Raw genomic sequence first — 13898 nt, 5'->3', positions numbered from 1 at the left:
GGGATGAGCGCACCTCGTTAAAATAGCCGTAGATGTAGAGCTTCAGCAGATCACGCCGATCGTAGGGCGGACGACCTGTCGAGGCCTCAACCGCTCGCCTGAAGCCGAGCTGCGCAACATCAAGCCCATCGACAAAGGCATCGATCACGCGCACCGCGGCATCTGCGGCAACGTAATCCTCGATCCGCGCTGGCAATAGCGACCTCTGACCCCGATCAGTCCCGGAAACAAATCCCATGAAAATGGCCGCATCGTTTCCAATGCGGCCACTTTAATTGATTTGCCGGACTTCTCACACAGGCTGCAAGAGCGCCCCTTTCTTCAACCTATCAGGTCAAACTGCTTACTTCGATGCAGGCAGCTTGTCGTCAACGCCTTCGATGTAGAAGTTCATGCCGAGCAGCGTGCCGTCATCGGCCTTTTCGCCAGCCTTCAGCCAAGGCGTGCCATCCTGCTTATTGATCGGGCCGGTAAAGGGTGCGATCTCGCCGGACTTGATCTTGGCTTCGGTTTCCTGAGCCATCTTCTTCACGTCGTCAGGCATGTTGGTATAGTCCGCCATTTTCAGGATGCCGTCCTTCAAGCCATCCCAGCTCTGCTCGGACTTCCACTTACCGTCGAGCAGCGCGTGAACGCGCTTGGAGTAGTAATTGCCCCAGGTGTCGACGATAGCGGTCAGCTGAGCCTTCGGGCCGGCGGCGATCATGTCAGACGCCTGACCGAAAGCGTGGATTCCACGCTCTTGAGCAACCTGCATCGGAGCGGTGGTGTCGGTATGCTGCGTCAGGATGTCGACACCCTGGTCAACCATGGCCTTGGCTGCGTCGGCTTCCTTGCCGGGATCGAACCAGGTGTTGACCCAGACAACCTTGAGCTTGAAGCTCGGATCGACGGAACGGGCGCCCTGCTCGAAGGAGTTGATGCCCATCACGACTTCCGGAATCGGGAAGGACGCGATGTAGGCAGCGCCGTGGTTCTTCGACGTCTTGGCTGCAATCTGCCCCAGAATGTAGCGGCCTTCATAGAAGCGCGAGTTGTAAGTCGCGAGGTTCGGACCGCTCTTGAAGCCGGTCGCATGTTCGAACTTCACCTTCGGGAACTTGGCGGCAACTTTGACGGTCGCGTCCATGAAGCCGAACGAAGTGGAGAAGATCAGCGAGCAGCCAGAGCGGGCGAGGCGTTCGATGGCGCGTTCGGCATCCGGACCTTCCGGTACGTTTTCGAGATAAGGCGTCTCGATCTTGTCACCGAATTCCTTCTGGACCTGCTGGCGGCCGAGATCATGTGCCTGCGAGTAACCGCCGTCCGTGTGCGAGCCGACGTAAACGAAGCAGACCTTGGTCGGCGCTGCTTCGGCCGCGGCGGCGAAACCAACGATGGCAGCGGCGGTCGTGGCGAGTGCGAGTGCTAGTTTCTTCATGGTTACCCCTGTTGGTTTGACATGGTTTGGTGAAATCCATCCGGCTATTGTCGCTAGCGTTCCGGAACGAAGGCTTTGCCGAGCGAGGCTGGCGTGTTGATCAAGGTCGCGCGGCGATTTTGAGAGATGATGACGAGAACCACAATAGTCGCTGCATAGGGCAGCATCGACAGGAATTGCGAGGGAATGCCCACACCGAAGCCCTGCGCATGAAATTGCAAGATCGTCACGGCGCCGAATAGATAGCCGCCGGCCATGACGCGCGCCGGCCGCCAGGATGCGAAGACGACGAGGGCAAGCGTCACCCAGCCGCGACCGGCAGACATGTTCTCGACCCATTGTGGCGTATAGACCAGCGACAACTGTGCGCCGGCAAGCCCTGCGCAGGCGCCGCCGAACATGACGGCCAAATAGCGCGTGCGAATGACATCGATGCCGAGCGCGTGCGCCGAGCCATGGCTATCGCCAACGGCGCGAAGCTTCAGGCCAGCACGGCTGCGGAACAGGAACCAGTTGACGCCGATGAGCAGCGCGATCGAGAGATAGAACGTCAGGTCCTGCTTGAAAAGCACCGGCCCGAAGAACGGGATCTGCGACAAGAACGGGAAGGCGATCTCCCGCAACTGCACACCGGGTACGCTCACATATCCCTCGCCGATCATGCCGGAAAGGCCAAGGCCGAGGATGGTGAGCGCCAGGCCGGTCGCCACCTGGTTCGTTACCAACGTCAGGGTCAGGAAGCCGAACAGTAGTGAAAACAGAGCGCCCGCCGCGATACCGACAAGAAGGCCGACATAGGGGGAGCCACTCATCTGCGCTCCGACAAAAGCGGCGACCGCACCGATGATCATCATGCCCTCGACGCCGAGATTGAGCACGCCGGAACGCTCCACTACGAGTTCGCCGAGACCAGCAATCACGAGCGGCGTCGATGCGGTGATGATGGTCAGGAGGATTGCTTCAAAGACGCTCATGCAGCACCTCCCCGAACCCGCGACCACACCAGACGGATCTTATAGTAAATCAACGTGTCGCAGGAGAGCACAAAAAACAACAGGAGGCCCTGAAACACGCTTGCAGCCTTGGCGGAAATACCGGGCGACAACTGGGCCGCCTCGCCACCGAGATAGGTCAATGCCAGCACCAGACCGGAGAGAATGGCGCCAAGCGGATTGAGACGCGCCAAGAAGGCGACAATGATGGCAGTGAAGCCGTAGCCCGGCGAAATTGCCGGCTGCAGATGGCCGATCGAACCCGAAACCTCCGATATGCCGGCAAGACCCGCCAGCGCACCGGAGAAGAGGAAGGCAAACCAGACCATTTTCCGCGAGGAAAAGCCGGCGAACCGCCCTGCCCGTGCCGATTGGCCAAGAACGGTTATCTGGAAGCCTTTCAGCGTGTATTTCATCAGGAACCAGGTCAGTATGGCCGCGACGACGGCAAAGACGATACCCCAATGAGCGCGACCGGAATCTTCCAATATCGCCGGCAGCACCGCCTCGGGCGGAAAATCGATGCTCTGCGGGAAATTGTGACCTTGCGGATCGCGCCACGGCCCGCGCGACAGCCAATCCAGAAAGAGCTGGGCGATATAGACCAGCATCAGGCTCGTCAGGATTTCATTGGTATTGAAGTGCGCCTTCAGCAATGCCGGAATGGCGGCATAGAGCGCACCGCCGATGGCGCCGGCAACCAGCATCAGCGGCAGTACCATCGGCGAATGCCAATCGGTGAAGATGATCGGGATGATGGATCCCGCGACAGCGCCCATCGTAAACTGGCCTTCAGCACCGATATTCCAGTTGTTGGAGCGGTAGCAGACACAGAGACCGACAGCGATCAGGATTAACGGACCGGCCTTGATTGCCAGCTCGTGTAACGACCAGACTTCAAGCAGCGGCTCGACGAAGAAGGCGTTCAGCGCCTCCACGGGGTCCTTGCCCATCACAGCAAACATGATCGTGCCGGCGATCAATGCCAGCACCAGAGCAAGCAGCGGCGACAGGAGGCCGAACAATTTCGAAACCTGCGGGCGCTTTTCAAGTTCAATGCGCATGCGCAGGCTCCGAATGCATCTTGGATTCATGCAGGCCGCCCATCAGCAAGCCGATCTTTTCGCGGGTCAATTCGCCGGCCGGATAGGCAGGCGACAGACGTCCCTCCGAGATGACGGCGATATCGGTCGCGACTTCGAAAATCTCGTCGAGATCCTGGCTGATGACAAGCACGGCGGAACCGTCGCGAGCAAGATCGACCAGAGCCTGCCGGATGCGGCTGGCAGCACCCGCGTCCACGCCCCAGGTCGGCTGGTTGACGACGAGCACGCTGGGTTGCCGATCCAACTCGCGACCGACGATAAATTTCTGCAGGTTGCCGCCGGAAAGTGCGCCGGCGGCCGGATCTTCGCCGCTCTTGCGCACATCCATCACCTGACAGATCCGTTTGGCCGCCTGCTTGACGGTGCCGTGACGGATGATGTTGAGAAAACCGCCTCTTAGAAAGGTCTTGCGATCCGATTGATTGCGGGCGAGCACGAGATTGTCCGACAGCTTCAGGGCGGTAACGGCGGCATGGCCATGACGCTCTTCAGGCACGAAGCCGGCGCCGAGCAACCGTCGTGCATTGATGCCCTTGGTGCCGACCGGCTTGCCGCGCACGCGGATCAGATTGTCGGATGGGACTGTGTGTTCGCCGGAAATGACATCGAACAACTCGCCCTGGCCGTTGCCGGCAACTCCGGCGATCGCGAGAACCTCGCCGGCGCGAACGCGCAGCGAAACGTCCTTCAGCGACATGGCAAACGGAGTGCGCGCAGGAGCCGAAAGCCCCGCGACTTCCAGCTGGATATCGCCGGTCTTGCCAAGACCTTCATGTTTCACGCTGGCGACGTCGCTGCCCACCATCATCCGAGCCAGGGAGCCCGTGGTTTCCTGGCGCGGGTCGCAGGCGCCTGTCACCTTGCCGTGACGAAGCACGGTGGCGCGCGAACAGATACGCTGCACCTCTTCAAGACGATGGCTGATGTAGAGCACCGAGCGCCCCTCGTCCCGCAGTTGGAACAGCGTCTCGAACATCCGGTCGGCCTCCTGCGGCGTCAGCACGGACGTCGGTTCATCGAGGATGATCAGCTTCGGATTCTGCAGCAGCGCGCGGACGATCTCGATGCGTTGGCGTTCTCCGACCGAAAGGTCGGCCACATGCGCATTCGGATCGAGAGGCAAGCCGTAGGCATGCGAAAGCTTGGCGGCTTCCTCGGATATTTTTGCAATCGGGATCTTGCCGTCGAGCGACAGCGCGATATTTTCCGCGACGGTCAGCGCCTCGAACAACGAGAAGTGCTGGAAAACCATGCCGATACCGAGCTTGCGCGCCGTGCCCGGGGAGTCGATGCCGGCGGGTTTCCCCTGCCACACGATCTCGCCATGCGTTGGCTCCAGCACGCCGAAGAGCATCTTCACGAGCGTGGATTTACCGGCACCGTTTTCGCCGAGCAGAGCGTGGATTTCGCCCGGCTGGATTTCAAGATCGATTTCGCTGCAGGCAGCAAAACTGCCGAATAGCTTCGTCAGTTTGCGAACCGACAATAGCGCACCGCTTGCCGGTGCATCGGATGACGACACGTTCCCCTCATTTCCTTCCCACCGTCCTGCCCTTTACGGATCTATGGGATCAGTAGTGTAGTTCCACTCGTTTTTCTGGCTTCCAGATCCGCGTGCGCGCGCCCTGCATCGCTCAACGGATAAGTCTGATGAATATTGATACGCACTTTATTGCTTTGCACAACAGCAAATAACGCCCCGGCGCTGGCTCTCAACTCTTCTGGTGTGCCGACATAAGCGAAAAGGCTTGGACGCGTCGCGAAAAGCGAACCTTTCTGATTGAGGATCGCCAGGTTGAAATTCTCAATCGGGCCGGACGACTGGCCGAAGGTGACCCACATGCCGCGCGATTTCAGGCAATCGAGCGAGTGCGGAAACGTGTCCTTGCCGACCGAGTCGTAAACGACGTCGACGCCCTTGCCGCCGGTAATCTCGCGGACGCGATCGGCGAAGCTTTCCTTGCTGTAGTCAATGACATGGTCGTAGCCATGCTTCAAAGCCAGCTCGACCTTTTCCGCGGAGCCGGCTGTGCCGATGACGGTACCTGCACCCAGTGCCTTGGCCCATTGGCCGGCGATGAGACCGACGCCGCCAGCGGCTGCGTGAAACAGCAATGTCGTTCCTGGACCGACCTTAAAGGTGCGGTTCAGCAGATATTCCGCCGTCATACCCTTCAGCATCATCGACGCAGCGGTTTCGAGCGGAATATCGTCAGGCACCTTGACCAGATGACGCGTCTCGATGTTGCGCTCGATGCTATAGGCGCCATCGCTGCCGGCATAAGCGACGCGATCGCCGACGGCGAAATCGGAAATGCCCGGCCCTACTTCCGTGATCGTTCCCGCGGCTTCCTTGCCGAGCGACAACGGAAACTGCGGCGCCTTATAGAGGCCTGAACGAAAATAGACGTCGATGAAATTCAGGCCGATCGCGGCATGACGGATCTGCACCTCGCCAGCGCCGGGAGACGGCAGATCCACCTCCTCCAGCTTCATGACTTCAGGTCCGCCGTTTTCGTGGATGCGAATGACCTTGGTCTTCTTCATGGCGAGCAATCCTACTGGCGCCCGAGGGACGGGAAAAACTGCAGCACGGCGCCGATGCAATAGAGATAGATACCGCTGAGGATGAAGAGGACAACAGCCCATTGCGGCATGACGAAATTCATCAGCAGAGAATAGATGCCGAGCGCCGACCAGAACAGGAATATGCCGAGATTGAGCGGCCGCAGGCGCTTGACGCGCACCGGATGCAGAAAGTTGATCGGCAGAAAGGTCAGGACAACGGAAACGCCAACCAGAACCATGGCCGTCGTCGCACTGGCATCGATGACGAACAGCGTGAATATCACCATATTCCAGACCACCGGGAAACCGGAGAAGAAATACTCGTCGGTCTTCATGCCCATATCGGCATAATAGATGGCGCTGGAAACCACGATCATGCCGGCGGCGACAAACGACAAGGGTTCGCCGATCATGCCGCTTTCATAAAGCGCGAAGGCCGGCAGCAGCACATAAGTCACATAGTCGATGATGTTGTCGAGCGTGTCGCCGGACCAATTCGGAAGCACTTCCTTGACCCGGACCTTGCGGGCGATTGGCCCGTCGATACCGTCGACCAGCAACGCCAGGCCAAGCCACCAGAACATATCGACGAAGCGATGCTCCGAGGCTGCGACCACACCGAGAAAGGCGAGAAACGACCCGGATGCCGTCAAGATATGAACGGAGAACGCACGCATCTCCGCATAAGGCACCCGCTTGTAATTGAAGATTTTCATCCGCCCCACGACTCGTCGGTTTATGCGCCTGCCCCGGCAAGCGGTTTTTCCTGCTAATATGCATCCTTTGGTCTATACCGCCAGCGCAAATGCGTTCATCCCAATACGCTAGCGCGACTTGCTGTCATTTTCATCCGTTGCGATGTTTCATCCCATGGATTTCAACAGGCTAAGTGTCTATTTTCAGATTTGTAGGCAATTGAGGCATCGAAAATGAAGCAGATTGAAGTAGCCGTCATCGGCGGTGGCCTGGCCGGCATGATCACAGCGCTCGCGCTTGCGCGCGGCGGACGATCCGTCGCGCTGGTGGCTGCGCCGCACAACAAGGCCGACAAGCGGACGACGGCGCTGATGGATCAATCGATCCGCTTTCTCGAACGCCTGACGCTGTGGGACAAGATCGCGCCTTCGACGGCAGCGCTCACCACGATGCGGATCATCGACGGCACGTCCCGGCTGCTGCGGGCTCCGACCGTCTCGTTCCGATCCTCTGAGATCGGCCTGGAAGCCTTCGGTTACAACATTCCGAATGCCGTGCTGCTCGACACCCTCGCCACGGCGATCGAAACGGAAGGCAACATCACCCGCATCGAAGCCACCGCCTCGGAGATCACCTTTCGCGATGACGGCGTGACGATTGGTCTCGACAACGGTCAGTCGATCGAGGCCGCCTTCTTCGTCGGCAGCGACGGGCGCAATTCACTGGTTCGGGAAACCCTTGATATCAAGGTCAAGGGCTGGTCCTATCCGCAGTCGGCCATGGTTTTGAACTTCGCGCATACCCTGCCGCACCAGAATATCTCGACCGAGTTCCACACGGAAAGCGGCCCGTTCACGCAAGTGCCGCTGCCGGGCAATCGCTCCAGCCTCGTCTGGGTGCAAAAGCCGGCGGAAGCCGCTGCCAATGCCGAAAAATCGCTCGAGGAGCTCAGCCGATTGGTCGAGGAGCGCATGCAATCGATGCTCGGCCGGGTGACGATCGAGGACAACGTCCAGGTGTGGCCGCTCTCCGGAATGACCGCGTATCGCTTCGGCAAGGGTCGCGCCGTGCTGATCGGCGAAGCGGCTCACGTCTTTCCGCCGATCGGGGCGCAGGGGCTCAATCTGAGCTTGCGTGATATACTGGCGCTGTCGGACATCCTTTGCAGTCGTCCCGATCAACCGATCCAGGCCTCGGCCGGCGACATTTTCGACCGCAGGCGCCGCGCCGACGTCATAAGCCGCACGACGAGCGTCGATCTCCTCAACCGTTCGCTTCTTTCCGATTTCCTGCCGGTACAGGTACTGCGGGCTGCCGGGCTGCATGTGCTTTCCGCCATCGCTCCCCTTCGCAACATGGTCATGCGCGAGGGCATCGAGCCCGGTGGTAGCTTGGGCAGCTTCACCGCGAAGCTGCGGAAAAAGCTGCACCGATAAAGTGTCCGAACTCATCCCGTCAAACCAGACAACCACCGGGAATTGCCGATGGTCGTCGGGCGGAGATATGTTTCAGCCGATTCTCATCAAGATCGGAAAGGTCTGCTGGAACCAGATGGCCATATCGCTGACATAACCGAAGATGAAGGCAAGACCGGTCAAAATGAGCAGACCTCCCATAATCTTCTCGACCGTGCCAAGATGACGGCGGAAGCGGGACAGAAAACGCATGAAAGCGCCGGAAAAGCCGGCCGCGATCCAGAACGGAACAGCAAGCCCGAGCGAATAGACGGCGAGCAGGCCAGCACCGGCGCCGACCGTTTCGCGTGACGCTGCAATACCGAGGATCGCGCCGAGCACGGGGCCGATGCACGGCGTCCAGCCAAAAGCGAAGGCAAGACCCATGATATAGGCACCCGTCAGGGTCGCCGGCTTTCCATTACTCTGGAACCGCGCCTCGCGCGCAAACAGGCCAATGCGAAAAACACCGAGGAAATTCAATCCCATAACGACGATGATGAGGCCACCGATCTTCGAAAGAATATCGAGATGCTGGCGCAACAGAATGCCGATGGAAGATGCGCCGGCCCCAAGTGCGACGAATACGGTGGCAAAGCCGAGCGTAAAGAACAGCGCCGACATCAAAACATTGCCGCGAACACTAGGCCCAGCGACAGTTGCTCCACCGCCGCGAAACTGCTCGACCGAGATCCCTGCCATGTAACACAGATACGGCGGCACGAGCGGTAACACGCACGGCGAGAGAAACGAAAGCGCTCCCGCAATCAGGGCGCTGATGATCGAAATATCGGCAAGCGACACGATAAACTCCGGCTCTGTCATTTCGCCCTCTTCCTAGCGTTGCGAGTCGCGGAAGGCCAATCACCTTTTCGAGTAAGCCCCGCCACACTGCCTTAAAGTTGACGGAATTGGGAGAGGTCCGCCCCCGTGCAAACCCGGCATTTGCGGGCGCTTGCCGCAGCTGCTGAGCAGCACAACGAACGAATTGCTTTTGCTAAAATATTGGTTCAAGCTGACGTTGTTCGTCCAACAATGTGCATTCACCCAAATAGTTAGCGGAGGAAGTCCCCCTATGCGATTCGTTACTATGTTCACGACTGCAGCCTTTGCCGCCCTTTTCAGCGTCAGCGCCATGGCGCAAACGGCGACGACACCCAGCGCAACGACCACGGCTCCTGCGGCCACCACCACCCCCAAGGCAATGACCACAGCGCCTAAGGCAGCAACCACGATGGCGCCAAAGGCAATGAAACCGGCCCAGACCGACGTCTCAAAGGCTTGCTCGGCACAGGCTGATGCCAAGGGGCTGCATGGGAAGGCTCGCGCCAAGTTCCGCAGCGAGTGCAAGAAGAACGGCGGCAAGGCGTAATCTCTTAGGATTCGCCTCAATTAAGGGCCAGCTTTGCCACGCCATGGCGGCAAAGCTGGCCAACCTGAATTTCATATCATCTTTCACATAAAGAACTCGGCGCTTGCCATTGAAATCTTTTCGATAAGGCAAATGCACATCCAGATTCCCACTTGGCAGACGATGCATCTGGTCGCACTATGCATCGATAATTCGGTTAAGCCTCAGCCGTCCATTGGCGCTAAATTTGCGGCACGGCATTCATGCGCTCCGGCGGCAACGGGTGTCCCACGATGCAACTTGCCTTAACGACCGCAGAGCATCGCGGTTTTGTTTTCGACCGAGATCGGGACTAAAACTCGGCGGCTGCGCGGCCGAAGACGAAATCGGGTTCGGTGCCATCGGTCAACCGAACGCGGCCCGAACCGTCCATACCATTGGCCTGCCGCGTCGCTATCACAAATCCCATGCGACCGTCGGAGAATAGACCGCATCCGGCCGGCTCTGTTGCCAAGACATGCGAAGCTTCTCCCATGCTATTCACAGACAAGACAAACGCAGTCAGACGCCGCCAAATGTGTTCTCTCCACACAGGATCACTTGCGGCTCGGCTTCCGTTTTTTCGTTGATGGATCGACTTTGCCATCTGCGAGTCTATTGCGCGGATCGGCAACAATTGCACTTTCCTCGTCGGCGGCTTTCGACTTTTTCGGGCCATCGGCCTTGCTATGTTGTATCTTGGCAAACGGCTGCTTGCTTTCTTTTCGGGAATCTGGATCGCGAGTTTGACCAGGCATCAATTTGTTTCTCCTTCTGTTCGCAAGAGAAACCACGACGATTCCATTAGGTTCCGCAATGAGCCGGGTACTCCGCTGCCGCTTTCGATCGCAGGAAGCCACAAAATGAGAGTCGCTCAAGACTATATGAGAACCGATGAAACTATCCGACAGCCGCTTCCGTATAAGCCGGCAAGGAATGAACCGGGATGGACTGCGCCCCGGAACGCTCAACCTGTTTCCGGCGTCCGCACTGCGGCCGAGACGCGGTGACGGTAGCCTCCGCGCCGTTACCGCAGCGTCCGGCGAAAGGGATCTGACACCCTTCGCCGGACGCACTCCGTCAGTCCCTTGAGCGGCGATTGTGATTGCCCGGTGTTAGTTAAATGCTGTTCGGCGAAGGCACTTGGCCGCGGGCTAAACGCGCATTCACGAGCCGCTGGGCCGATGCGTCAGATTGTCATTCGAGGTTGGTCACAAGTGCCGCTACGAGCAGTCAGAGCTATCGACGGAGAAAGAATAGTCCTTCCCCTTGAACTGATAGATGTAGTTGGCCAGGGACGCTTCGCCGGAATCGAATTTCGGCAGCAAGAAGTCGCATAGATCAGAGATCTGGGCCGATTTGACGAGAGGCGCATCGAACCAGTCGTCATCGAGGTCCAGATCATAGAAGTAGCTGTAGATTCGATCCGTCAGATCAATCTTCTTCAGCGTGATTTGCTGATCGATCTTCTTAGGCAGCTCCTTGTTGGCAAAAACAACCGGATAGCGCTGGGTGAGATACGGGATCACGATGCGTTCAGTCACGGGCGTCGTCATGGCGATCGCGATCAAGGGTAGCAGGCTCGCAGCCATCGCGAATTTCTTGCGGGCGATAGCACCGAGCAGGACACCCGCCGTCCCGAGCAGCCCGCAAACGATCGCATAGATTTCCCACGAAGACAGCTCAGCCAAGAATTCCATCATGCATCCATCGTCTTTGCCAATCGCCATCTCGGCAGCAACCGGCTTGTGACCGACCTACCACGTCGCAGCGCATGCCACTTAATCTTGGCACCAAACATACCCATTGAGCCATGGCACACGTCCGGTGCGGCGGCACGAATCCGCACTGCGAACCAGACCGCCATCAGGCCAGTCTATAACCCTTCGGCACCTCGTCGGGCAATCACATGATCATACAGCTTGCTGATCGTTAGTATACTTGTTCTCGCTTTGATTGAAAAATGAACGCGATACGTCATTCCGGGAAGCAGAATCTTGCTTGCGACATCTGCCTGAACCGGCGCACTTCCACGCGTTTTTGAACTGCGGACATGTTCATCCTATTAATTTTCAAACATTGCGATAAAAATGCCGCCGCGCACCTTCCTGGACATGCCTTGGGCTCCGGCATATTCGAATTTGGCTCTTTGCGATGAGCCCTCACGTGTTGCCGGTCGTATCTCTCTGCTATTGAAAGCGAAACCCAGCTTCGGTACCCCCGATACGGGAATCGAATAAGCTTGCAACGTATCAGCGGAGAAACGGAATGTCGGACCTGCTTGAAACCCAAAGGCAACTACAGGCGCAAGCCGATCAAGTCGTCCGGGCGTTGCAGCTCAATGAGTGTTTCTCCGTTCTTGGACAGCCGGTTCGTGTTGGAAGTTCCGCGATGGGTCTGATGGTTCGGCGGGATATCGACATTACCGTTATCTGCGCCAAACTCGACGCCGACGCACTTGAAGCATTCAGCGCACTCGGTGCCGGCTTCATGAGGATGACCGAACAGGTGGTTGCCGTGCGCTTCCGCAACGATTGCGGCCAGTGGAATAGAGAACCGGAAAAGTATCCGGACGGGCTCTATCTCTGGCTGTCCGTTCAGGGCCCGGATCGCACAATGTGGACCATCGACATCTGGCTGGTCGACCAACCGGAGCGGCAGCCCGATATCGCCCATGTGAGAACCCTGATACCGAGACTGACCGATGGAGATCGGGAGACGATCTTGCGGATAAAGACCGCACTGGCTGAAGCTCCGCAAAACGGCGCGTCAATTCCCAGCGCACTCGTCTACGAAGCCGTCATGGACCACGGCATCGACACCATTGCCGAATTCGAAAACTGGTATCGAGAACACGAGGGATGCTGCGCGTAAAGAAGAGAGCCTGACGGCGCTTTCACCAGGAATCTTCCGCTAGAGGCTCTCCTTGATGGAGGTGTTCGATGCGACCTCTCGGTTAACACAGGATCAGCCGACTACAGCCCGTAAATCACGGGGCCTTGGAAGGCCAAATGAACTCGCAAACCAGGATCAGTTTAGCGCAAACCGCAGATTAGGCTCGGGCGAGATACTGATGAGATTTTTATTTTCAGATCAATCTGCCCGACCTGAGAGATAGGTGACGTATTGTACCGGAGACATGGGTAACACTTTCCGTTTTGAAGCGGGAGGTGTTGATGCCGTGGAGAGAGACTTCGATGATGGAGGAACGTCTACGATTTGTCGCCCGGCTGCTTGAGGGCGAAGGCATGAGCGAAGTGTGCCGGGAGTTCGGCATTTCGCGCAAGACCGGCTACAAGATCTTCAACCGCTACAAGGACGACGGCCTGGAGGCTCTGACGGATCGGTCACGGCGGCCGGTGCGCTATGCCAACCAGTTTTGCCCGAGCCAGTGGAGGCAATGATCGTGCGGCTCAAGAAGGACAAGCCGCATTGGGGTGCCAGGAAGATCAGAGAACTGCTGGTGAAGCGTCTGGCCGGCGATGTGCGCGTGCCGTCGAAAAGCACAGTGCATGCCGTTCTTGACCGGCACGGGCTGGTCGCTCATGCACGTAAGCGGCAACGCCATCGGGCAGAGGGAACGGCCTTATCACAGGCCCTTTCGCCGAATGATCTGTGGTGTGCCGATTTCAAGGGCGAGTTCAAGCTCGGTGACGGCCGATACTGTTACCCGCTGACGGTCACCGACCAGGTGTCACGCTACCTGCTTGCCTGTGAAGCCTTCGAATCGACAAAGGAGGTGGGTGTGTTCGAGGCGTTCCGCCGATTGTTTGCCGAACATGGCCTGCCAAGCGCGATCCGCAGTGACAACGGCCTGCCGTTCGCCAGCCCCAACGGCCTCTACAATCTGTCGAAGCTGTCAGTCTGGTGGCTGCGGCTCGGCATCGCGCTCGAGCGCATCAGGCCGGGCCATCCGCAAGACAATGGCCGGCATGAGCGCATGCACCTGACGCTCAAGAAAGAGGCGACCAGGCCACCTGGCAGAAATATCCTGCAGCAACAGGCTCGGTTCGATGCGTTCGTCAGCGAATTCAATACCGAGCGGCCGCATGAAGCCCTATCGATGAAGACGCCGGCCGCTCTCTACACGCCATCGGCGCGCCGATATAACGGCCTGCCGGAGATCGATTATCCGTTCCACGACCGTGACGCACTGGTCACCCATTGCGGCCGCATCTGCATCTACCGCAAGAAGATCAATATCTCGACAGTGCTGGCAGGACAGAAACTGGGAATCAAGGAGGTCGACGACGGTATTTGGCTCGTCAGCTT

The 13898-nt window shown here is 58.4% G+C and carries 12 protein-coding genes and 2 pseudogenes; 4 read left to right on the top strand and 10 right to left on the bottom strand.

Going from position 1 to position 13898, the window contains the following annotated elements; genetic code table 11:
- The 7 genes and pseudogenes from QD461_RS35785 to pcsA form a co-directional block, all read right to left on the bottom strand.
- Window positions 1–196: pseudogene (locus tag QD461_RS35785) on the bottom strand (IS1182 family transposase); the annotation flags it as partial.
- Between the two features lie 147 nt (window positions 197–343).
- Entirely contained in the window at window positions 344–1420 is a 1077-nt protein-coding gene (locus QD461_RS35780; RefSeq protein WP_184708389.1) for a BMP family ABC transporter substrate-binding protein, read from the bottom strand.
- 53 nt (window positions 1421–1473) lie between these two features.
- Window positions 1474–2394 (bottom strand): ABC transporter permease, encoded by a 921-nt coding sequence (locus tag QD461_RS35775; RefSeq protein WP_184708390.1) that lies wholly within the window; start codon window positions 2392–2394, stop codon window positions 1474–1476.
- The gene (locus QD461_RS35770) at window positions 2391–3476 is read right to left on the bottom strand and encodes an ABC transporter permease (RefSeq protein ID WP_414091559.1); all 1086 of its coding nucleotides are present in this window, start codon (window positions 3474–3476) and stop codon (window positions 2391–2393) included. Before QD461_RS35770 ends, QD461_RS35775 begins: the two co-directional genes overlap by 4 nt.
- Entirely contained in the window at window positions 3466–5040 is a 1575-nt protein-coding gene (locus QD461_RS35765) for an ABC transporter ATP-binding protein (protein WP_414091558.1), read from the bottom strand. Before QD461_RS35765 ends, QD461_RS35770 begins: the two co-directional genes overlap by 11 nt.
- Before the next feature lie 41 nt (window positions 5041–5081).
- Window positions 5082–6065, bottom strand: coding sequence for a quinone oxidoreductase family protein (locus QD461_RS35760; RefSeq protein ID WP_414091557.1), 984 nt, complete (start codon window positions 6063–6065; stop codon window positions 5082–5084).
- 11 nt (window positions 6066–6076) lie between these two features.
- On the bottom strand, window positions 6077–6802 hold the full coding sequence (pcsA, locus tag QD461_RS35755) for a phosphatidylcholine synthase (protein ID WP_184708398.1): 726 nt from the start codon (window positions 6800–6802) through the stop codon (window positions 6077–6079).
- A gap of 213 nt (window positions 6803–7015) precedes the next feature.
- Between pcsA and QD461_RS35750 the strand changes: the two genes are divergently transcribed.
- Complete coding sequence (locus tag QD461_RS35750) at window positions 7016–8218, top strand: UbiH/UbiF family hydroxylase (protein WP_414091556.1); 1203 nt, start codon at window positions 7016–7018, stop codon at window positions 8216–8218.
- A 72-nt stretch (window positions 8219–8290) separates the two neighbouring features.
- Here QD461_RS35750 and QD461_RS35745 read toward each other — a convergent pair whose 3' ends face one another.
- Window positions 8291–9040 (bottom strand): cytochrome c biogenesis CcdA family protein, encoded by a 750-nt coding sequence (locus QD461_RS35745; RefSeq protein WP_414091560.1) that lies wholly within the window; start codon window positions 9038–9040, stop codon window positions 8291–8293.
- A 271-nt stretch (window positions 9041–9311) separates the two neighbouring features.
- Between QD461_RS35745 and QD461_RS35740 the strand changes: the two genes are divergently transcribed.
- Complete coding sequence (locus QD461_RS35740; RefSeq protein WP_184708404.1) at window positions 9312–9608, top strand: PsiF family protein; 297 nt, start codon at window positions 9312–9314, stop codon at window positions 9606–9608.
- A 575-nt stretch (window positions 9609–10183) separates the two neighbouring features.
- Here the strand turns inward: QD461_RS35740 and QD461_RS35735 are convergent.
- Both QD461_RS35735 and QD461_RS35730 read right to left on the bottom strand, forming a co-directional pair.
- Window positions 10184–10384, bottom strand: coding sequence for a hypothetical protein (locus tag QD461_RS35735; protein WP_414091555.1), 201 nt, complete (start codon window positions 10382–10384; stop codon window positions 10184–10186).
- Window positions 10385–10849: 465 nt separating this feature from the next.
- The gene (locus QD461_RS35730; protein ID WP_414091554.1) at window positions 10850–11329 is read right to left on the bottom strand and encodes a hypothetical protein; all 480 of its coding nucleotides are present in this window, start codon (window positions 11327–11329) and stop codon (window positions 10850–10852) included.
- Window positions 11330–11894: 565 nt separating this feature from the next.
- Here QD461_RS35730 and QD461_RS35725 point away from each other — a divergent pair.
- Together QD461_RS35725 and QD461_RS35720 are read left to right on the top strand one after the other, a co-directional pair.
- Entirely contained in the window at window positions 11895–12500 is a 606-nt protein-coding gene (locus tag QD461_RS35725; protein WP_414091553.1) for a hypothetical protein, read from the top strand.
- A gap of 302 nt (window positions 12501–12802) precedes the next feature.
- Window positions 12803–13898 (top strand): annotated as a pseudogene (locus QD461_RS35720) (IS481 family transposase); the annotation flags it as partial.

This window comes from Rhizobium sp. BR 314, assembly GCF_047445805.1.
Classification (GTDB): domain Bacteria; phylum Pseudomonadota; class Alphaproteobacteria; order Rhizobiales; family Rhizobiaceae; genus Rhizobium; species Rhizobium lusitanum_B.
This window is presented reverse-complemented; position numbering and strand designations above follow the sequence as displayed.

Coding starts and splice junctions, on each gene's coding strand:
- QD461_RS35780 (WP_184708389.1), bottom strand. CDS start 1,420: ATGAAGAAACTAGCACTCGCACTCGCCACGACCGCCGCTGCCATCGTT.
- QD461_RS35775 (WP_184708390.1), bottom strand. CDS start 2,394: ATGAGCGTCTTTGAAGCAATCCTCCTGACCATCATCACCGCATCGACG.
- QD461_RS35770 (WP_414091559.1), bottom strand. CDS start 3,476: ATGCGCATTGAACTTGAAAAGCGCCCGCAGGTTTCGAAATTGTTCGGC.
- QD461_RS35760 (WP_414091557.1), bottom strand. CDS start 6,065: ATGAAGAAGACCAAGGTCATTCGCATCCACGAAAACGGCGGACCTGAA.
- pcsA (WP_184708398.1), bottom strand. CDS start 6,802: ATGAAAATCTTCAATTACAAGCGGGTGCCTTATGCGGAGATGCGTGCG.
- QD461_RS35750 (WP_414091556.1), top strand. CDS start 7,016: ATGAAGCAGATTGAAGTAGCCGTCATCGGCGGTGGCCTGGCCGGCATG.
- QD461_RS35740 (WP_184708404.1), top strand. CDS start 9,312: ATGCGATTCGTTACTATGTTCACGACTGCAGCCTTTGCCGCCCTTTTC.
- QD461_RS35735 (WP_414091555.1), bottom strand. CDS start 10,384: ATGCCTGGTCAAACTCGCGATCCAGATTCCCGAAAAGAAAGCAAGCAG.
- QD461_RS35730 (WP_414091554.1), bottom strand. CDS start 11,329: ATGATGGAATTCTTGGCTGAGCTGTCTTCGTGGGAAATCTATGCGATC.
- QD461_RS35725 (WP_414091553.1), top strand. CDS start 11,895: ATGTCGGACCTGCTTGAAACCCAAAGGCAACTACAGGCGCAAGCCGAT.